The following is a 19,190-nucleotide window of genomic DNA, read 5'->3' on the forward strand; positions in this document are numbered from 1 at the left end:
GAGCGCGGTGGTTTCGGGGCGCTGCGCTCCGCGGACTCAGCGCAGGAACCGCAGCACGTGGTCCGGCTTCTCCTCCGTTTTCACGGACTCCTTCATCATGTCCTCGACGGACTGCCCGGGGACGCTGCGGCTGATGCTGGGGCGCAGCAGGATCTCGACCTGATCGGCGACGGGCGGCGGCACCACGCCGACCAGTTCGAGCCGGTACGGCGTGCCGACCTTGTTCTCCTCGGTGTCGGCCGGCGTCTCGTTGCTGAGCTCTTCCATGAGCCAGATCCGGCCGGACTCGTCGGTCAGCCGCACCTCTGGAGAGCCGTGGCGGATGGCGCCCTCGCCGTCGACGGCGGCCCTCGTGACGACGGCCTTCATCCATTGCCGGTCAGAGGTGTCCGGTTTGCCGGTCGGATCGGGGATCTTCTCGAGTCTGGCCTGCCACGAAACGTGCTGCCAGGTCGCTGAGCGTCCCGGCTCGACGAGGTGCACCTGGTCGCTCGGGCGGGCGTACGTGTAGACCGTGTAGCCGAACCAGGTGGGCACGCCGATGGAGAGGGCCAGGGACAGTGCCGCCCCCACGCCGAGCAGCGCCGTACGCCGGCGGCCTCGCCCGGTCTTCCCTCCGCCGGAGGAGGGATCCGCGGGAGCGGCGGGTTCCGCGGGTGACGGCCCTGTGAACGGCGACCCGGCCGATGGCGGCTCCGCCGGTGGAGACTCCGGCGAAGACGGCATGGCGGGGGAGGGCCCGCCGCGCGACGGTAAGGAGGCCAGCGGGGTGGACCTGAGGGCGGGGAACGGCTGGGTGGAGTCCCCCTCGTGGAGGGGCGGCCAGACCCGGACGTCCTGCGGCGGCCGCAGTGTGCCGGGAATCGGGATCGCCATCACCGCCTGCGGCAGCGGACCGCTGTAGGTGATGTCGGACGGGTCGTCCGGAATCTCCGTTGGCTGGCTCGGCGGGGGCGCGAACCAGTCGCGCTCACCCGGCGGCTCGTCGGCGGGGGTCCGGTTCGTGTGTGGCTCGTTCATCGCTTGTTGCTCACCAGGGAGTGGTAGTCCTCCGCCTGTGCGATGAACCGGCGGGCGGTCTCACCGGACAGGCCCAGGTCGATCTCGGCTTCGGGGGCGGAGTAGTCGGTGATGAACCCGGTCGGGGGCGCGATGACGAGGCGGGCGCCGGACACGGCGTCCTTGGGCACCTCGAAGACCAGGACTCCGCTCGACCAGAACCCGGGCTGATAGTGCCTGTTGAACGCGGTGAGGCTCTGGTTCACCTTGTCCGTCGTCTGATAGCGGCGGCCGTCCCTGGTGAGCAGCACGACATTGGGGCCGGGGCTCAGCCGCATCGGCTCATGGGCGGTGGTGATCGAGATGTCGGCCACGAGGAACAGGTTGCTGGTGCCCACCTTGGTCACCTGATCACCGTAGTCGGTGGTGTCGACCGCGAGGGCGGCGGTCATCGAACTCACCCGGACGCTGAACCGGTGGGTGTCCACCACCTCGCCGATCCGTCCGTTGACGGTGATGAGCGAGGAGCGCTGTTCGGCCGACAGGGCGAAGGTCTGCGCGTAGACGGCGGCGGCGGCGAGCGCGACACCGACCACGGCGGCGGCGACACGCGCGCCGAGCCTCCGCTTCCCCGGCGGCCGACGGTGCGTCTCGGCGGAGTGACGGGCCGGGCGGGAGGTCTCGGGCTGCGTGACGGCCATCATGTCCGCTCCTGCCGTACGGGCAGGGAGACCCGTGCGGCGACGGCCGGGGTGAACGCGCCGTCCTTGTCTTCCTCCCCGGCGAGCCGCCAGTAGTACGACTGGTCCCGCACACCGAGCGTGGCGTAGACGAGCCGGCCCACATCCACCCGTATCTCGGGAGGCACCGTGGCCGTGGCCTCCAGCTCGTACTTCACGACGACCGTGGTGGTGATCCCCGGATGGAGCTGACGGCTCTTGATCCCGTAGCTCAGCACGGTCACGTCGGCGCCGTACTTGCTCTTGATCTCCGGATCGACGCGGAGCAGAGAACCGGCGAAGGAGTAGGGGATCTCCGGGATCGCCTTGCCCGGCTCGGGCAGGAGCCCGACGGACGTGGTCGCCTTGCCGAGGTTGGTGACCTTGATGGTGATTTTCAGTATGCGCCGGGTCGCGCCGAATTCGCCCTGCTCGATCGTGTCGATCGCCTCGAGGAACTCCGTACGGAACTGCCCCTGGTCGATGACCTGCCCGGCCGTGACCTGAGCGGGCTTCTTCGGCGGAGCCTCGTCCAGCCCGCCGAAAGCGGCGGTGACGCCGACCCCCGCGGCGGCCAGCGCCGCGGCGACCGGGACCAGGACCGGGCGTCGACGGCGGATGCCATGACTGGGTGACGTCATGGCAAGCGATGGTAGTACGACCACACTCGCCTCATCTGCCCCGATGATCCGTAACCTCGCCGGGGTGCGCCGTGGATCCCGGGACTGTGCCGTTGATCCCGCCTCCGGCGGGACTGTGCTCCTGATCCCGCCTCCGGCAGGAAATAGCGCACGAATGGCGGGAAGCCCACCCTGACAGGGCTTCCAACTCCTACGCTGGTGATCGAGGCGGACATGGAGGACTGGGCTCGTGGGCGACCCGCACCCTGAGCATGCCCAGCCTCAGGCAGATCGGATCTACCTGGGCTGGCAGTACGCTCTGCTGTACCCGGATCCCGGACCACCACCGAAGCGTCCGGCCCGGGATGACGTCGTCGCCGAGGAGGACGCGGCGGGGCAGGACGACGAGTGGCTCCGGCGGGCGCGGCTCCAGGAGGATCTGCTCAACCGCCCGGTACGGATCTTCCGTACCTTCATGACGGTCGTGACGGCGGTGATCCTCGTCCTCGGCCTGCTGGACCTGCTGGCCTGGCCGCTCGTGCTGCTCGGCCTGGCGGCGGCCGGCGGCATCGCCGGCATCTGCGCGTACGCCATCAGGCAGGGCAACCGGACCGTCGACGCGCGGGTGAGCCAGCGCAGGGAGCTGGCGCGGCGCGAGCAGGAGCGGCGCCGCCGCGAGATCGCCAGGGCCCAGGAGGAGCACGCGGCCAGATACCGCGACTGGGCCGAGAAGAAGAACAGGTTCGACCGCCAGCTCACCTGGTACGCGGTGGCCGTGCCCGACGAGATCGACCGGGTCGACGTGGCGGGCGGGACGCTGCCGGGGTGGTCGGCGCTGATCACGCTGATCGGGGCGACCCGCCTCTACAGCGGGGGCCATCTGACCGTCCTCGACCTGTCCGAGGGCGCGATCGCCAAGGACCTGATCGAGCTGGCCAGGCGGGGCGGCGACGATCCGCTCGTGTGGGTGCTCCCGGTCGACCTGCCCCGCCTCGACCTCGGCGCGACGCTCAAGCCCGAGGCGTTCGCCGACGTGCTCGCGCACGTGGTCAGCGTCAGCGAGGAGACGAGCCGGGACATCGGCTTCGACAACGCGATCCTGGAACGGGTGCTGGAGGTCCTCGGCGAGAACGCGACGATCAGCCAGGTCACCGCGGCGCTTCGGGCCCTGGCCCAGGTGGGCGACCCGCGCGACGACATGAAATTCGGCCTGCTGACCGCGACCCAGCTCGAACGCATCGGCATGCTCTTCGGCCGGGGGGTCGCCGACCGCGTGGTCATCGAACGGGCCTGGGCGCTGGAGTCCCAGTTACGCAAGCTGGAGACGCTCGGCACCGAGGCCGTACGGCTGCCGCCGGCCCGGCTGCGCGTGGTGAGCATGGACCGGCAGGCCGGCGTCTTCGGCAACCGCGTCCTGGGGACGTACGTCGCGACCGCGCTCACGCACATCCTGCGCCAGTCGCCGGCGAGCGAGCGGCCCTGGTATCACACGATCATCGTGGCCGGGGCGGACAAGCTGCGCGGCGACGTGCTCGACCGGTTGATGGACGCCTGTGAGACCTCGCGTACCGGGCTCGTCCTCACCTATCGCAGCCTCACTCCGACCGTGCGGGAGCGCCTGGGCCGCGGGCACGCCGCCGTCGCGTTCATGCGCCTGGGCAACGCCGAGGACGCCCGGGTGGCGAGCGAGCACGTGGGCACCGAGCATCGGCTGCAGCTGGCCCAGCTCACCGAGACGTTCAGCTCGGCGGTCCACGGCGAGGGCGGCTTCTACACCTCCACCGTGGGCGCGGGCCGCCCGAGCCAGGAGGAGAAGGGCGAGGGAGACCTCAGGGAGGACATCACCGAGTCGACCGAATGGGGTCGCCACGCCAACACGGTCGCCGAAGGGGTGCTCCAGCGGTCGCGTGAGTTCCTGGTCGAGCCGCACCAGCTTCAGCAGCTCCCCACGACCTCCGTGATCGTCACGCACGCGACGGCCGAGGGGCGGCAGGTACGGCTGGCCGACGCCAACCCGGCGATCCTCACCCTCCCCAAGACCACGTTGTACGAGTTCGGCGAGGTGCGGCGGGCCGCGCTGTCCGCCGAGGCTCCGGAGCCCACCGGGCCGGGGGAGCGGAGAGCAGCGGGTGAGCGGGGCACGTCGGGCGAGCGGGGGACCTGGACGCGGGACGAGAGGGTTTCACCGCCGGGCGAGCCGCCCGTCGCTCCGCCGGCGGAGACCGCCCGGCCGGACGCCGCCCGGTCCGGCGTCGTACGGTCCGACAGGGGGCCGGCGGATCCTCCGCAGGAGGACGCCCCGCCGCCGAATCTCGGTCCCCCGCCTCAGCGGCTCGACTGGCGCAGGCGGCCATGACACCGTCGGGAACGGGTAAGGGCATCGTCAACACGGCCATGCGGACATGATCGTTGAAGGAGTCTCTTCCCTGTTCGTCGTCAACTGAGGGATCTCATGCAGCCGTTCCCCCTGAGCGGGCCGTGGTACCGAATCCAGGCGATCACGGCCCCTTCGCGTAGTTCATCCGCAGAGTGGGACTTCGTCACGGTTCTCCCGGCCGTACTTTCCGCCGCCCAGCGCAACCGCCCGTTCGTCATCGGCTGGCTTTCCCGGGGCTCGGGCGCGCCGCTCGAACTGATCACCAATGCCGGGCCGCTCACCCCGCCCCGCCAGCCCAGGCGGGCGGCGGTGTCCGGCGAGGCGCACGTCTCGGGCCCCCAGCCGCTGCTGTTCCCCGGCGGCGCACGCGGGGTGGAGATCGGCGACGAGTGGCTGGACGACCTGGCCGATCTCGTGTGGACGCCGTGCCCCGGCCGTCAGGCGCCGCCGTTGTACGGCCGGCGCGAGCCGGAGCCCGACGAGCAGAAGCGGCCGACGCTGTTCGAGTCGACGCTGGTCACGCTGATGTCGCGGCCGTTCGGCTGGGTCGTGGTGGCTGAGCCGACCGACCTGCTCGACGACGAGGTCGCCCACCTGCGCACCCAGCTCAACGTGCTGCGTCAGTACGGTGACGCCTCCGAGCGGTCCCGGTTCGACGCCGAGCGTGCCGAGCGCAGGATGCAGGAGCTCGACGCCTTCCGCGAGGCCGGGCTGTGGAACGTGCGGGTGCTCGCCGGCGCCGCCGGGCCCGACGAGCTGCGTCAGATCGCGCCCGTGCTCGTCGGTTCCGTGGAGATGAGCCATCACCCCTACCGGCTGCGCAGCGTGATGTCCCTGGCCGCCCTCTCCGGTGGAGCCGATCGCGGTCACACGGGTGGTCCGGTGTACGGCTTCGCCGAGGCGCTGGCGGTCAACCTCCAGGACCCGGCCGACCCCGCCGACGGGGCGTCCGCGCCGTTCGCTGCCACGGCGGGGGCGCTCGCCGCGCTCGCCGGACTGCCGCGGCGGGAGGTGCCGGGCGTACGGGTGCTGGACGCGGGGTTCTTCGACGTGACCAGCGAGGCCGAGGTGGAGGGCTCGGGCGGGCTGATCGATCTCGGCACGATCGTCGACGGGCAGGACCGGGCGGTCGGGACGTTCCGGGTGCCGCTGGCCACGCTCAACCGTCACGCCTTCGTCACGGGGGCCACCGGCTCGGGCAAGTCCCAGACCGTCAGGCACCTGCTCGAACAGCTCACCGAGGCGGGGATCCCGTGGTTGGCGATCGAGCCGGCCAAGTCCGAGTACGCCGCCATGGCCGGCCGGGTCGAGCACCTGGCCCCGGTGACCGTGATCAATCCGTCGGCGCCCGACAACGTGCCGATAAGCGTCAACCCGCTGGCGCCCGAGCCGGGCTATCCCGTCCAGGCGCACATCGACATGGTCCGCGCGCTCTTCATGGCCGCCTTCGACGCCGAGGAGCCGTTCCCGCAGATCATGTCGCTCGCGCTGCAGCGGGTCTACGAGGCCAACGGATGGGACGTGGTCACCGGGGGAGGCGTCCCCGGCGCTGCCGTACAACCCGCGGTGCCGACCCTGGAGCAGCTCCAGCAGCACGCGCTCGAGGTGATCCAGGAGATCGGCTACGGCAACGAGGTCCAGGCCGACGTCGAGGGGTTCATCAGCCTGCGGCTGCGCAGCCTGCGGGTGGGCAGCGCGGGCAGGTTCTTCGAGGGCGGCCACCCCGCCGACATCGGCGGGCTGCTCCAGCGCAACGTCGTGCTCGCGATCGAGGACGTCGCCAACGACGAGGACAAGGCGTTCCTGATGGGCACGCTGATCATCAGGATCGTCGAGCACCTGCGGATGCGGGCCAGGCAGGAGACGCGGCACGAGGGCGGGCCCCCCGGGCTGCGCCACGTCATCGTGATCGAGGAGGCGCACCGGCTGCTGCGCGACCGCGGCGCACGGCGCGCCTCCACCCACGCGGTCGAGCTGCTCGCCGGAATGCTCGCCGAGATCAGGGCGTACGGCGAGGGCATCATCGTGGCCGAGCAGATCCCCACCAAGCTGGTGTCCGACGTGGTGAAGAACACCGCGCTCAAGGTCGTGCACCGGCTTCCCGCCGAGGACGACCGGCAACTGGTGGGAGCGGCGATGAACCTGAGCGAGGACCAGTCCCGTCAGGTCGTCTCGCTCCAGCCGGGGCACGCCGCGGTCTTCGCCGACGGCATGGACCGGCCGCTGCGGGTGCACGTGCCGCTGGGGGAGCAGCGGGAGCGTCTGATGGTCGGCCCGGTGCCGCCGATACACGGCCGCCGCTCGGCCGCCTGCGGCGACGCGTGCCGTACGGGCAAGGCGTGCACGCTGGTCGAGCTGCGGGAGGCCGATCTGCTCGCGGTCGCGCCCGAATGGGCCTGGCTGCGCATCTGGACCGACACGGTGATCCTGGCATTCGTGACGAACCGGTCGCTGCCCGGGGTGCCGCGCGTCCTGTCCGACGACTGGGCGGAGCTGCCGCCCAGGCGGCGCGAGTGCCTGCTGGCCACGCTGATCGAGCGGGCGGTCGCCGCCCGCGCCTGGTCGCTGCGCACGTGGGTCGACCCGACGCTGCTGACCGCGAAGGCGGCCGAGGTCGCGGCCGGGCTGCTCGGCCGGCCGGACGGGACGCCGCCGATGCGCGCCGGTGAGCGCCCGGGGCCCTCCTGGGTGATTCCGCAGATCCGCTGGCTGCACGAGGTGGACAGGCTGTTCCCGTTCGGCCGCCCGGCGCCCGACCTGCGCAGCCCGGCCCCCGCGATGGAATATCCCCTGTTCGGCACCGAGTGGGCCAGGACCTCGGGCGCCGCACGATCCGGGGGCGAGCCGGCGGCGGATGGGCGCGACGGAGCCGTGGCGGTGAGCGTACGCACCGAGCTGCTCGGCCACCGGGCCAAGGCGCTACGCCATCACCCGCTGTCGATGGAGGTCGACCGCAACCGGGCGCTGGCCTGGCGGGTGATCCTCGGCGACGACGAGCACGAGGGCGTCCAGCGCGACGTGACCACCGTCGCGATCGCGGTGGAGCCGCGCGACCGGATCAAGTACGTCGCCCAGACGATGGCGGCCGGCTGGCTGGAGACCGTGCTGTCGTGGCCGCGCCGCTTCGTGCTCCCCTTCGACGGGGAGACCCCCGCCGAGCTGTCCTTCACCGGCCCCGATGGCCCGGTACCGTCCTGAACGACGCCCCGAGAATCCGGGGCCGGCCCCGGCACGCGTCGAATGACCTGGCGGGAGGGGCACTAGGATCACGGGCATGAGTCAGCTTCCGTTGCGGGCGCAGCTTGCCAGTGCCCTCGGCCGTACGGCGGCGACGCTGTCGCGGGCCACCGGACGCGGTGACGGTTCGGTCATCGGCGGCAGGGTGGGCCTGATGCTGGAGCCCGACCTGCTGCGCAAGCTCGCGGCGGACCGCAAGCTCGTGCTGGTCAGCGCCACGAACGGCAAGACCACCACGACGCGGTTGATCACCTCGGCGCTGCAGGAGCTCGGCGACGTCGCGACCAACGCCTTCGGCGCCAACATGCCGGCGGGGCACGTCTCGGCGCTCGCCGCCGCCAAGGACGCTCCGTACGGCGTGCTGGAGGTCGACGAGAAGTACCTCCCCGAGGTGCTCGACACGACCGGGGCCGGGATCGTCTGCCTCATGAACCTCAGCCGCGACCAGATGGACCGGGCCGGTGAGATCTGGCTGCTCGCCCAGAAGTGGCGTCGCGCACTCAGCGGCAAACCGGCTCATGTGATCGCCAACTGCGACGACCCGCTGGTGACGTGGGGGGCCTCCACCGCCGCCAGGGTCACCTGGGTGGCGGCCGGGCAGCGCTGGCGCGAGGACTCCTGGTGCTGCCCGGAGTGCGGCGGCCCGCTCGACCGGTCCGCGTCCGGGGCCGCCTGGGCCTGCCGTGAGTGCACCTTCCACCGTCCCGAGCCCAACTGGGTGCTCGACGGGGAGGACGTCGTCGACCCGCGCGGCGCCCGCTGGCGGCTCGACATCCAGCTTCCCGGGGAGGCCAACCGGTCGAACGCCGCGATGGCGCTGGCGGTCGCCGAGACGTTCTGGGTCGATCCGGCCCGGGCGCTGCCCAGGTTGCGCCTGGTCACCTCGGTCGCCGGGCGTTACACCATGGTCGAGCGCGACGGCCGCGCGCTGCGGCTGCTGCTGGCGAAGAATCCGGCCGGCTGGCTGGAGGCGTTCGACGTCGCCGATCCCGCGCTGCCGATCATCCTGTCGGTGAACGCGCAGGGCCCCGACGGCCGCGACACCTCCTGGCTCTGGGACATCGACTACCGCATCCTGGCCGACCGTCCCGTGCTCGTGACCGGGGAGCGGCGCCTCGACCTGGCGCTGCGGCTCACCGTGGCCGGCGTGCCGTTCCAGCTCTGCGACTCGTTCCAGCAGGCGACGGCGCTCGTGCCGCCCGGCCGGGTCGATGTGATCGCCAACTACACCGCATTCCAGCAGATCCGAGCGGAGTTCGGCCGTGCAGTCTGAATTGTCCATCGTCTGGATTTATCCGGACCTGCTCAGCACGTACGGAGACCAGGGCAACGTACTGGTGCTGGAGCACCGGGCCCGGGCCCGGGGCATCGCGACCCGGACGGTCCACGTCCGCTCCGCGGATCCGGTGCCGCAGTACGGGAACATCTACCTGATCGGCGGTGGCGAGGACCGTCCCCAGATCCTCGGCGCCGAGCGGTTGCGCAGGGACGGCGGACTGCGGGCGGCCGTGGCGCACGGTGCGGCCCTGCTGGCGGTCTGCGCCGGCTACCAGATCATGGGAACGGTGTTCGGCGGCGAGGACGGCCGGCCGGTGGAGGGCATCGGACTGCTCGACATCAGCTCGGGCCGGGGCGAGCGGCGCGCGGTGGGCGAGCTGGTCGCCGACGTCGATCCGGCCCTCGGCGGCCTGCCCAGGCTGACCGGGTTCGAGAACCACATGGGCGTCACCAGGCTCGGCCCCGGTGTCCGGCCGCTCTCCCGGACGATCGTCGGGACCGGCAACGGCGACGGCACGGAGGGCTGCTACGCGGGCCGAATCATCGGGACCTACCTGCACGGCCCCGCGCTCGCACGCAACCCCGCGCTCGCCGACCTGCTGCTCAGCTGGGTCGTCGGGCCGCTCGCTCCGGTGGACGACCACTGGTATCAGCGGCTGCGCGATGAACGCCTCGCGGCGGCGCTGCCTCCCGCCTGAGCCCGTCGCACTGGGCTCGTCACACTGGGCTCGTCACACTGGGCCCCGCCGGGCGGGCCCCGGGGACGTCAGTAGACCAGGGCCTGGGTATCCTCGGTGAGGATCTCCTCGACGAACGTCGGGGCCCCGGCGATCCGCACGCCGTCGATGACGTCGTCGACGGTGATGCCTCGGCGGGCGGCGCACTGCGTGCACAGCGTGACCATGCCCGCCGCGAGCACCGCGTCGAGCAGGTCCTGCAGCGGCGGCGCCTCCGCCAGGGAGAACTCCTTGGCCCGACCGGGCAGTGCGAACCACGAGGATTCGCCGGCCAGCCAGAGCGAGACCGGTACGCCGGAGGCGAGGGCGGCCGCCGCGACGGTGAACGCCTGGTTGCAGCGCTCCGGTGCGTCGGCTCCGGCTGTCACCTTGATCACCAGTGCTCTTGCCATGTTCGCAGCCTAGCTCCTGGGTCTCCGGGCGGCGGCGTCACCTGCCCCACGATGCCTATGCGGGGTCTGACGGCTCCGAGCGGTGCCGTACGGCTTCTAAGCTCGTTCCATGGAGCAACATCCAGACCTTGAGCCGATCGCCTTCCTCCTTGGCCGCTGGGAGGGAGCCGGTGTGATCGGCTATCCGACGATGGAGAGCGCCAACTTCGGGCAGGAGGTGGTGTTCGGGCACAACGGAAAGCCGTTCCTCACCTACGAGAGCCGGACCTGGCTGCTGGACGCCGAGGGCGCCAAGGTTCGCCCGCTGGCCAGGGAGTCGGGTTTCTGGCGGATCCAGCCCGAGCGCCAGCTGGAGGTCTGCCTCGCCCATCCCACCGGGATCGTGGAGATCTACGTGGGCGAGGTCGTCTTCCACAAGATCGAGCTGCGTACCGACATCGTCGCGCGCACCGCGACGTCCAAGGAATACAGCGCGGGGCACCGGCTCTACGGCCTGGTGAACGGCAACCTCATGTACGCCTATGACATGGCGGCCGTCGGACACCCGCTGCAGTCGCACGCGTCGGCCGAGCTGAAGAAGGTCGCCGACTTCGCCCCGGAGACCGACGCCTGACGCGGAAAAAAAAGAACCCCGGGCGTGCTCCGCTCCGGTAGAGGATTCTCACGGAGGCGGGCCGGCTGGACCATGGCAGAGAACGTGACACGTGCTCGACCGCCGGCTGCCCGGGGTTCCGGTGACTGTTGTGGATTCGCCAGACGTCGTACGACATCTGGACGGAAGGCCCAGATGGACGCCGTCTAGCGGACAGCCACCTCGCTAGCCCAAGAATGATCAACCATTTTTTGGACCACCTCCCTTCTGCGTATCTGCACGCTATGCGAGCGGCCCAGAGGCGGGCAAACGATTATTCGGAGGAATTCCCCCGTATATCGACATGTCGTGAGTCCCGAGCGGGCGTCCGGCACGCCTAAGATCTGGGCATGGCCGAGACTTGGCATGAGGAGCTGCGCGCACGGGGTTACCGGGTCACCCCCCAACGTCAGCTCGTGTTGGAGGCGGTCACCGAGATGGGCCACGCGACGCCCGAGGAGATCTGCACCCGGGTGCAGGAGACGGCGCGCGGCGTGAACATCTCGACCGTCTACCGCACGCTGGAACTGCTCGAAGAGCTCGGACTGGTCACCCACACCCACCTCGGTCACGGCGCCCCCACCTACCATCTCGCCTCCGAGGCCGATCACGTGCACCTCGTCTGCCGGGGGTGCGGGGAGGTCACCGAGGTCGCCCCCGACCTGGTCCAGGCCCTGGTCTCCACCCTCGACGGCGAACTCGGATTCGCGACCGACGTCAGCCATCTCACCGTTTTCGGCAACTGCCGCAACTGCCGCTGAGCCCATACGGCTCCCGCAGGCGAGGGGCATGCCTTCGCCGGGAGAGGGAGGCCTGATCGTGAGGGCCGTACCGACCGAATAGTCTTGATGGCATGCGGAGCCCATTGCTTGACACACCCGGGGCGGTCGCCGGGGAGACGCCGGATGATTCCGTTGCCGCGCACTACGGCGACCCGTACGGGGAGCAGCGCGCCCTGGCGGCGGGCCAGGCGCTCGTCGACCGGAGCAACCGAGGGGTCGTACGGATCTCCGGCCCCGACCGGCTGCGATGGCTCAACGACCTCAGCTCCCAGAAACTCGACACACTCGAAGCAGGGGTGCCCACCCAGACCCTGCTCCTCGACGGACAGGGCCGGGTCGAGCACCACCTGACGCTGGTGGACGACGGCGACGCGGTCTGGGCCCATGTCGAGCCGGGCACCTCGGGCGAGCTGGTCGCCTTCCTGGACAAGATGCGGTTCATGCTGCGGGTCGAGGTGACCGACGTCGGCGCGGACTACGCCGTGGTCTCCGTCGCCGCGCCGGGCACCACCCCCGACGCCGGCACGGGTACGGTCGCCGAGGGCGTCGTGGCGATCGGCGGCGACCTGCTGGTGCCGCGTGACCGGCTGGCCGGGCTCCCCGCCGAGCTGGGCCTGCGCCTGGCCGGCCTCTGGGCGTACGAGGCGCTGCGGATCGCGGCCCACATGCCGCGGCTGGGCTTCGAGACCGACCACAAGACGATCCCGCACGAGGTCGCCTGGATCGGCGCCGCCCTACACCTGAGCAAGGGCTGCTATCGGGGCCAGGAGACCGTGGCCCGGGTCCACAACCTCGGTCACCCGCCGCGCAGGCTGGTCTTCCTGCACCTGGACGGCAGCGTGGACGTGCTGCCGCCGCACGGCGCGCCCGTGACGCTCGGCGTCGGCAAGCCGGCGGAGGCCGAGCCTGAGGCGGCCGTCGAAGGGGCGGCGGAGCCGGGTCAGCTCGGGTTCGTCGGCTCGTCGGCCCGCCATTACGAGCTGGGCCCGATCGCCCTGGCCGTCGTGAAGAGGACCGTGCCCGTGGACATCGATCTGCTGGCGGGCGGCGTGGCCGCCGCGCAGGAGGTCATCGTCCCCCCGGACGCCGGCCGGAACGTCAAGATCGACCCCGCGCTGCGCCGCCGCATCCGCTGAAGAGCATCCGCCGAAGAACATCCGCCGAAGAACATCGGAGGCACCGCCCCCAAAAAAAATCCCCCCGTGATCTTGCATTTTCTCGCAACCATCCCGCCTGACCTGCGACGATCCCAATCGTGATCTTGCAGAAACTCGCAGGCTGTGGCGCTGACCTGCGGCGGAGGTCTCCGTGATCTTGCAGTGGGCGGCCGGGGCGTACGGATCGATCTTGCGGTGACCGGGGGCGGACGGAGCGGCCGGTCAGACCTCGAGGATCAGCGTGATCGGGCCGTCGTTGGTCAGCGAGACCTTCATGTCGGCGCCGAACACGCCGGTCTCCACCCGGGCGCCCAGCGCCCACAGTTCCTCGATCACGGCCTCGACCAGCGGCTCGGCCACCGGCCCCGGGGCCGCCGCCTGCCAGGTGGGGCGGCGGCCCCGGCGGGCGTCGCCGTACAACGTGAACTGACTGATCACGAGCAGCGGCGCGGCCACATCCGAGCAGGACTTCTCGCCGTGCAGGACGCGCAGCCCCCACAGCTTGGCGGCGAGCCTGGCCGCCTCCGCCCGCCCGTCGGTGTGGGTGACGCCGACGAGCACGAGCAGGCCGGGCTCGTCGATCGCCCCGACGACCCTGCCTTCGACCACTACTGAAGCGGAGCTGACCCGCTGAACGACGGCACGCATGGCCCCGAATTCTGCCATGCCGACCGAGTTCATAAACTGCGGGTCATGGCTGAGCTGATCGTCGAAGTGGTCCGTTCCGGGTTCGTCGAGTCCGTCCACCGCGCACGAGTGCTCGTGGTGAACGCCAACGGATCTCCGGTCATGGTGCACGGAGACACCGGGAGTCTCACCTCTCCCCGCTCGGCGATGAAGCCGCTCCAGGCGCTGGCCATGCTCCGCTGCGGACTGCCGGCCGCGGACGAGCTGCTCGCGCTCGCCTGCGCGAGCCACAGCGGTGAGCCCTTCCACGTGGACGGAGTACGGAAGATCCTGGCCATGGCGGGGCTGGACGAGTCGGCCCTGGCCTGCCCCGCCGACCTGCCGTTCGACCGGGAATCGCGCGATCGGGTCGTCCGCGAGCACGGCACGCCGGCCAGGATCTACATGAACTGCTCGGGCAAGCATGCGGCGATGCTCGCCACCTGTGTGGCCACGGGCTGGCCGACCGATGGATACCTGCGGCCTGGACACCCGCTCCAGCGGGCGATCAGGGCGACGGTCGAGGATCTCACCGGTGAGCGGGTCGCGGCGACCGGCGTGGACGGTTGCGGCGCCCCGCTGTTCTTCGTCTCGATGGCCGGTGTCGTGCGTGCCTTCCGCCGGCTTCCGCTGGCCGCCCCCGGCAGCCCGGAACGGCGCATCGCCGACGCCATGCGCGCCTATCCGGAGTGGACGAGTGGTACGGCACGGCCCGAGGCCGAGCTCATGCGGGCGATCCCCGGCCTGCTGGTGAAGGTGGGCGCCGAGGCGTTCAACGCCTTCGCCTTCTCCGACGGCCGGGCCGGCGCCGTCAAGATCGAAGATGGTGGCGACCGGGCACGCACACCGGTGACCGTGGCCGCCCTGCGCGCGGTCGGGCTGGACGCGCCCGAGCTCGCGGGACTGGCGACCACGCCGCTGTTCGGCGGCGGCGAGCCGGTCGGCGAGATCCGCGTCCGCCGGCCCTGACGTTCTCCTCCGGCTCCCATCGCAGGCGCCCACATGCTCAACGAATGGCGGCGCATCGCCGCGGGACCATCAGCCGCCCAGTGATTCGGTGGAAGGATGGGGACGTGTTGGATCGCTATCAGCGCCCGCCGTTGCTGCAGATCGAGAATCTCGGTTATTCGACCTCGAACGCACGACTTTTCGGGGGACTCGATCTGAATGTTCATGAAGGCGAGTCGGTGGTGCTCTGCGGGCCGAGTGGAACGGGGAAGACCACGCTGTTGACGTGCATCCTGGGCCTGACCAAGCCGAAGAAGGGCAGAATTCTGGTGGCGGGCGAGGACCTTACCAGGATGTCGCGAAGGCAGCTCGCGTCCTTTCGTCGGAAGCACATCGGGATGGTTTTTCAGTTCGGTGAATTGCTTCCCGAGTTGTCTCCTGTCGAAAACGTGGCACTTGCCGCACTTCTCGCAGGAGCCGATCGAAAAAAGGCCTACGATCTGGCTCGGCACCTGCTCGCGGACCTCGGCGTTCCGCTCGACGGGGCGCCCACCGCCTACCTCTCCGGTGGAGAAAGACAGCGAACGGCCGTGGCGCGAGCACTGATCACCGGGGCGCCGCTGATCCTCGCCGACGAGCCCACGGGTGCACTCGACCAGGACAGCAGGGATTCCGTTGCCGACCTTCTCTTCGAACTGCCGAGACGACGGAGCTGCGCGCTCCTGCTCGTGACTCATGACCAGGCCGTCGCCGCCCGCGCCGACCGCAGGCTCGACCTGATCGCCGGTCGCCTGATCGGGACTCAGGCATGAGGCCTCATGCGTTATGGCGTCAACTCCTGCGGATCGGCCTCGCGGCGGGCCGGAATTCGCCGGGCGGCAGACTACGGTTCGCCGCGCTCATCACCGCGGCAGCCGTCGTGACCCTCGTCCTCATGTCCTGCCTCGCTGTCATCGCGACCTACGATGGGTGGGACCGGCGTGACGTCGCACGTGGTGTGGAGATCGCCCGGCACAGCGACAGTCCCGTCGTCGCCCTCTACAAGAGGGCAGGGGACTCCGTGGGCACGAGACCGCACGAGGTGGTGTACATCGAGCCGAAGTCACCACAGGCCTCTCCACCCCCTGGGCTTCCCCGCTGGCCGGAACCGGGTGAGGCGTTCCTGTCGCCGGAGCTGATGCGGGTCGGCGAAGGCGAGGGGATCACCCGGCGGTACGGAAGGTTCGCCGGGATCATCGACTCGAGCGGACTCGCGACCCCCTCCGAGCGGCTGGCCTATGTCCGTCCAGCGGTGGCCGGCCACCACGGCTGGTCCAAGATCGCCAAAATCGGCTCGGCACGATCCACACCGATGGGCGACACCCTCAACCGGGTGCCCGCCGGTCAGCTTCTCAGTGTGATCGGGTTCACCGTGGGCGGGGTGGCGATCGTATTACTCGTCGTCGCCGCCCGCTGTGGATCGAGCTCGCGAGACCGGAGGGTGCATCTCCTCACCGCACTCGGCGGGAACCGGTGGCACCTGGCGCTGGTGAATCTCGGCGAAGCCTGCATTCCCGTGGCCATCGGCACGCTGCTGGGAAGCGTCCCCTACCTGCTCATGTCGCTGTCGGACGTCCGTATTCCCCTGATCGACCAGGTCGTCGGCTCCGCTGACCTGCGCGCCTGGGCATGGGTGACGCCGATGGTCGCGCTCGCCGGATGCGGACTGATGTTGTTCGTGGTCGTGGCGCTTCACCTGGTCGGCATCGACGGGGGAGGCACCCGGCCCCGGGTTTTCGCCGACAGGATTCCCCGCTGGAGGCTGTACGCCGGACTGCTGGGCCTGATCGCGATTGTCACCACCCCTTATCTTCCCAAGCTGACGAGCTTCCTCGCCTATATCGCCGGCACCACTCTGCTCTGGGGCATGCTGCCTTCCGCCGCCGGTGCGGCGATCCGATACTGGGGAAACTCCGCCGCGTCCTTCGGCAGGTGGGCCGGTCGCGCCGACGTGTTGATCGCGGGCCGCTGGGCTCATGCCCGTCCCGGCGTGGTCGTACGGCTCGTGGCGGTGATGGTCATCGGACTCGGCGTGATCACTCAGGCCCAGGTGTGGACCAGCCGACTGGGCGACTCCGGCCAGAACGCCCGAGCCCTGCAGCGAGAGCTCCACGATTCGGTGCTGGTGGTCACCCCGCAATCGATCACACCCGCTTCGATGGACGCCTTCGCGCGGTCTCTTCCGAAGAACGCGAACATCTTCCTCGTGAACACGGCGAAGAAACCGACCGAGCCATCCGTACTCCGTGGATCATGCGAGGCGATGCGGTCACTCGGAATCGCCTGCTCCTCCGATGGAGACCATATGACAGGCGGTGATGCGCGTATCGCGATCTTGGGGAAGTTCATAGGTTTCGGAGGTGAGATCAAGTTTCGGGAAGGAAATGTCTCCGGCAACACGCAGAAGGCCGATCAAATCGCCGTGGTCTCTCCGTTGGGAACGACGGGTCTGAACGCCCGGGTGAAGGAGACGGCGAATCGCACATTCGGGCTCGCCCAGGTGAAGCGGCCGTACGACGGCTGGATCCTCGGGGCCGATCGGCTCGTCAACATGGCCGACTGGGTCAAGTTGCTCACCATTCTCACGCTGATCATTCTGGCGCTCGCCGTGGCCTTCAGCTCGGCGGCTGAGTTTCTCGTGTTCACGACCGCGGTCGCGCCACTCGCGGTCCTGACAGAACGGCGGAGATTCCTGCTCGGAATCGCGATCTGGAACCTGACCATACCCACGGTCATCGCTGTCGCGTTCGGGGTCTGCGTGGCCGCCTGGCAGGGCTCGTTCTTCATCTCCTTGTCGAAGTCCGGGATGTTCTCGTGGAGCCTGCTGGCGGCATGCGCGGCAGGGGCGCTGGTGCTCGCCATCGCCATCGGACTCATCGGCGGCACGGGCGCGATACGGGCCACCGCCCGCTGGCGCCCTGCCGCTGACTGAGCGGTTTTTTCAAGCGCATCAGAGGTGCGATCAGAGGGAGCGGGTGTGGCGGGCGGCGGAGATCGCGCCGGATGTGGTCATCGTGAACGTCCGCATCGAGTCGGCGAACCTCGACAGGTCCCACTCGGCCGGCCCCTGGTACCAGTACAGATGATCTGTCTGCTGCCCGTTGCCGGTGAAGTCGCTCACCACCCGCGCCCACCGGTCCACACTGTCGAAGATCACCGCGTACGGCAGATAGCGTGAGAACAGCTCGATCCGCTTGGCGGCGGGCACGTCGTCGACGGCACCGGCCGCGAGGTGCTCCCGGAACCCCATGACGTGCGCGAGGGCCGTGGCGCCCTTCGCCGTCTTGGCCGGCATGAACTGCCCGCCGTAGGCCAGCGCCGCCCCCGCGATGATCACGGCCAGTCCGAGCACGGCGTACGTCGTGAGCCACGCGAGCAGCGCGGTCGCCGCCATGCCGAGCACGATGACGACCACGCCGGCGGTGGTCCACCGGGACCGGACGGAGTCGGGGCGCCTGGCGAACCATCCCTGGGTCACCACATCCTGGTACAGCGCGTCGCGCACGTTGTCGAGCCGGGCGGCGAACGACCCGCGCAGCTGCGACAGCAGCACCGCGTCCCGGCCGTCGAAGATCGCGTCGTAGAGTGCGCGCTCGTAGGGGAGCAGGCTGCCCAGTGGCGCCTTGGGCAGCTTGACGAGCCGCCAGTCCGGCGTGTCGTACGTCTGCCGGGGCTGTTCGTCGATGCGCAGATAGCCGCGTACGGCGAGATCGACGATGGTGGCGGTCACGTCGATGACGTCTGCGTGCTCGTCGAAGAGCGTGCCGATCTGGCCGGGGCGCACCCCGTCCGGCGGGGTGAAGTGACCGTTATGGTGCCCGCTGATCTCCCCCGACTCGCTGTCGGTGATCCGGGCGTCCCGGCCCCGGGCCCAGTACAGCAGGCCGACGCCGCCCAGGAGCAGGATCAGCAGCCCCACGAGTGACATCACGGTCACCGCGTTCAGCGTGAACGCGTTGGCCAGCTCGAACCGGCGCTCCAGGATCGGGCCGGTGCCGGTGGCGCCCTTCGGATAGCCGACGATGACGGTGAGCGTCTGCCCGGCCTCGAGACCCTGCTGCTCGAAGAGCGCGCTCGTGCCGGTCTCTTCGGTCGACGCCGCCGTGCACGCCATGGCCGTGGTCGGCTCACCTGCGAAGCAGGACACGTTGTGCACCCTGCCGGGGCCGGTGACCCGCACCGTCGCGTTGCGCGCCGGGCCGGTCACGGCGGACCAGCGGAGCTCCTCGCCGGTCGACCCGGGGGTGACGGCACCTGTCACGTCGTACTCGACGGTGCCGCTGCCCCTGATGGTCAGCGTCTCGCCGTCGAAGGTCGCGCCCTTGACGTTCGAGATCCGGTAGACGCGGTCGTGGCCGTCGTCGTGGCGCGTTCGCGTGAGCATCGCCCGCCGGTGCGGACCGCCGGACAGGGCGATCGTCTCCTTGACGTGGAGCACGCCGTCCTTGCCGAGTTCCATGACCACGTCGTCCTTGGTGACGGTCGTCGGGGGCTCAGCATGGGCGGGGGTGGCCACGAGACCGACCGTGGCAGCTGTGGTGAGCATGGCGAGCAGGACCGCCAGCCCGAGCCGGCGAGCGTGATCCATCATGGACTCGCACCCTACCG

General features: G+C 70.3%; 16 protein-coding genes. 10 read left to right on the forward strand and 6 right to left on the reverse strand.

The features are described from left to right. Positions 1–36: 36 nt before the first annotated feature. From ACQP1K_RS03935 to ACQP1K_RS03945, 3 genes are read right to left on the reverse strand one after another with little or no spacing between them, the layout of a single operon-like run. Complete coding sequence (locus ACQP1K_RS03935; RefSeq protein WP_433499502.1) at positions 37–1,020, reverse strand: hypothetical protein; 984 nt, start codon at positions 1,018–1,020, stop codon at positions 37–39. Further along, entirely contained in the window at positions 1,017–1,703 is a 687-nt protein-coding gene (locus ACQP1K_RS03940) for a DUF4352 domain-containing protein (RefSeq protein WP_433499503.1), read from the reverse strand. The genes ACQP1K_RS03935 and ACQP1K_RS03940 overlap by 4 nt, the downstream gene beginning before the upstream one ends. Further along, positions 1,700–2,359: a hypothetical protein gene (locus ACQP1K_RS03945; RefSeq protein ID WP_433499504.1), complete on the reverse strand. Its 660-nt coding sequence runs from the start codon at positions 2,357–2,359 to the stop codon at positions 1,700–1,702. Before ACQP1K_RS03945 ends, ACQP1K_RS03940 begins: the two co-directional genes overlap by 4 nt. Positions 2,360–2,588: 229 nt before the next feature. On the opposite strand from ACQP1K_RS03945, the gene ACQP1K_RS03950 reads away from it, so the two are divergent. The 4 genes from ACQP1K_RS03950 (at position 2,589) to ACQP1K_RS03965 (ending at position 9,928) form a co-directional block, all read left to right on the forward strand. Next, positions 2,589–4,694: a hypothetical protein gene (locus ACQP1K_RS03950; protein ID WP_433499505.1), complete on the forward strand. Its 2,106-nt coding sequence runs from the start codon at positions 2,589–2,591 to the stop codon at positions 4,692–4,694. Positions 4,695–4,790: 96 nt separating this feature from the next. Further along, positions 4,791–7,913 (forward strand): ATP-binding protein, encoded by a 3,123-nt coding sequence (locus ACQP1K_RS03955; protein ID WP_433499506.1) that lies wholly within the window; start codon positions 4,791–4,793, stop codon positions 7,911–7,913. 76 nt (positions 7,914–7,989) lie between these two features. Then, on the forward strand, positions 7,990–9,225 hold the full coding sequence (locus ACQP1K_RS03960; protein WP_433499507.1) for a MurT ligase domain-containing protein: 1,236 nt from the start codon (positions 7,990–7,992) through the stop codon (positions 9,223–9,225). Next, positions 9,215–9,928 carry a type 1 glutamine amidotransferase gene (locus tag ACQP1K_RS03965; protein ID WP_433499508.1) on the forward strand — a complete coding sequence of 238 codons (714 nt, stop codon included), beginning with the start codon at positions 9,215–9,217 and terminating at the stop codon, positions 9,926–9,928. The genes ACQP1K_RS03960 and ACQP1K_RS03965 overlap by 11 nt, the downstream gene beginning before the upstream one ends. A gap of 68 nt (positions 9,929–9,996) precedes the next feature. On the opposite strand, the gene ACQP1K_RS03970 is transcribed toward ACQP1K_RS03965, so the two are convergent. Beyond that, positions 9,997–10,359, reverse strand: a complete 363-nt coding sequence (locus ACQP1K_RS03970) for a DsrE family protein (RefSeq protein ID WP_433499509.1) — start codon at positions 10,357–10,359, stop codon at positions 9,997–9,999. Between the two features lie 109 nt (positions 10,360–10,468). Here ACQP1K_RS03970 and ACQP1K_RS03975 point away from each other — a divergent pair, with 109 nt between their 5' ends. The 3 genes from ACQP1K_RS03975 to ACQP1K_RS03985 all read left to right on the forward strand — a co-directional run bounded on the left by ACQP1K_RS03975 (position 10,469) and on the right by ACQP1K_RS03985 (position 12,908). Further along, positions 10,469–10,972, forward strand: coding sequence for an FABP family protein (locus ACQP1K_RS03975; RefSeq protein WP_433499510.1), 504 nt, complete (start codon positions 10,469–10,471; stop codon positions 10,970–10,972). Positions 10,973–11,340: 368 nt separating this feature from the next. Next, on the forward strand, positions 11,341–11,751 hold the full coding sequence (locus ACQP1K_RS03980) for a Fur family transcriptional regulator (protein ID WP_055483110.1): 411 nt from the start codon (positions 11,341–11,343) through the stop codon (positions 11,749–11,751). Between the two features lie 92 nt (positions 11,752–11,843). Beyond that, positions 11,844–12,908: a YgfZ/GcvT domain-containing protein gene (locus ACQP1K_RS03985; RefSeq protein ID WP_433499511.1), complete on the forward strand. Its 1,065-nt coding sequence runs from the start codon at positions 11,844–11,846 to the stop codon at positions 12,906–12,908. Between the two features lie 243 nt (positions 12,909–13,151). On the opposite strand, the gene dtd is transcribed toward ACQP1K_RS03985, so the two are convergent. Continuing rightward, positions 13,152–13,577, reverse strand: a complete 426-nt coding sequence (dtd, locus tag ACQP1K_RS03990) for a D-aminoacyl-tRNA deacylase (RefSeq protein ID WP_433499512.1) — start codon at positions 13,575–13,577, stop codon at positions 13,152–13,154. 45 nt (positions 13,578–13,622) lie between these two features. On the opposite strand from dtd, the gene ACQP1K_RS03995 reads away from it, so the two are divergent. The 3 genes from ACQP1K_RS03995 to ACQP1K_RS04005 all read left to right on the forward strand — a co-directional run bounded on the left by ACQP1K_RS03995 (position 13,623) and on the right by ACQP1K_RS04005 (position 17,514). After that, positions 13,623–14,564: an asparaginase gene (locus ACQP1K_RS03995; protein ID WP_433499513.1), complete on the forward strand. Its 942-nt coding sequence runs from the start codon at positions 13,623–13,625 to the stop codon at positions 14,562–14,564. A 104-nt stretch (positions 14,565–14,668) separates the two neighbouring features. After that, a complete protein-coding gene (locus tag ACQP1K_RS04000; protein ID WP_433499514.1) occupies positions 14,669–15,355 on the forward strand; it encodes an ABC transporter ATP-binding protein in 687 nt (228 codons plus the stop codon). Next, a complete protein-coding gene (locus tag ACQP1K_RS04005) occupies positions 15,352–17,514 on the forward strand; it encodes a hypothetical protein (RefSeq protein ID WP_433499515.1) in 2,163 nt (720 codons plus the stop codon). Before ACQP1K_RS04000 ends, ACQP1K_RS04005 begins: the two co-directional genes overlap by 4 nt. A gap of 30 nt (positions 17,515–17,544) precedes the next feature. Here the strand turns inward: ACQP1K_RS04005 and ACQP1K_RS04010 are convergent, their stop codons facing one another. Then, complete coding sequence (locus ACQP1K_RS04010) at positions 17,545–19,173, reverse strand: DUF2207 domain-containing protein (RefSeq protein WP_433499516.1); 1,629 nt, start codon at positions 19,171–19,173, stop codon at positions 17,545–17,547. Positions 19,174–19,190 lie beyond the last annotated feature (17 nt).

Source organism: Sphaerimonospora sp. CA-214678 (assembly GCF_050942215.1).
Taxonomy (GTDB): domain Bacteria; phylum Actinomycetota; class Actinomycetes; order Streptosporangiales; family Streptosporangiaceae; genus Sphaerimonospora.

What these genes read in the sequence shown, in the direction of transcription:
- ACQP1K_RS03980 (WP_055483110.1), top strand. Translation starts at nt 11,341, where the DNA reads ATGGCCGAGACTTGGCATGAGGAGCTGCGCGCACGGGGTTACCGGGTC.
- ACQP1K_RS03970 (WP_433499509.1), bottom strand. Translation starts at nt 10,359, where the DNA reads ATGGCAAGAGCACTGGTGATCAAGGTGACAGCCGGAGCCGACGCACCG.
- ACQP1K_RS03940 (WP_433499503.1), bottom strand. Translation starts at nt 1,703, where the DNA reads ATGATGGCCGTCACGCAGCCCGAGACCTCCCGCCCGGCCCGTCACTCC.
- ACQP1K_RS03975 (WP_433499510.1), top strand. Translation starts at nt 10,469, where the DNA reads ATGGAGCAACATCCAGACCTTGAGCCGATCGCCTTCCTCCTTGGCCGC.
- ACQP1K_RS03995 (WP_433499513.1), top strand. Translation starts at nt 13,623, where the DNA reads ATGGCTGAGCTGATCGTCGAAGTGGTCCGTTCCGGGTTCGTCGAGTCC.
- ACQP1K_RS03935 (WP_433499502.1), bottom strand. Translation starts at nt 1,020, where the DNA reads ATGAACGAGCCACACACGAACCGGACCCCCGCCGACGAGCCGCCGGGT.
- dtd (WP_433499512.1), bottom strand. Translation starts at nt 13,577, where the DNA reads ATGCGTGCCGTCGTTCAGCGGGTCAGCTCCGCTTCAGTAGTGGTCGAA.
- ACQP1K_RS03955 (WP_433499506.1), top strand. Translation starts at nt 4,791, where the DNA reads ATGCAGCCGTTCCCCCTGAGCGGGCCGTGGTACCGAATCCAGGCGATC.
- ACQP1K_RS04005 (WP_433499515.1), top strand. Translation starts at nt 15,352, where the DNA reads ATGAGGCCTCATGCGTTATGGCGTCAACTCCTGCGGATCGGCCTCGCG.
- ACQP1K_RS03985 (WP_433499511.1), top strand. Translation starts at nt 11,844, where the DNA reads ATGCGGAGCCCATTGCTTGACACACCCGGGGCGGTCGCCGGGGAGACG.
- ACQP1K_RS04010 (WP_433499516.1), bottom strand. Translation starts at nt 19,173, where the DNA reads ATGATGGATCACGCTCGCCGGCTCGGGCTGGCGGTCCTGCTCGCCATG.
- ACQP1K_RS03945 (WP_433499504.1), bottom strand. Translation starts at nt 2,359, where the DNA reads ATGACGTCACCCAGTCATGGCATCCGCCGTCGACGCCCGGTCCTGGTC.
- ACQP1K_RS03960 (WP_433499507.1), top strand. Translation starts at nt 7,990, where the DNA reads ATGAGTCAGCTTCCGTTGCGGGCGCAGCTTGCCAGTGCCCTCGGCCGT.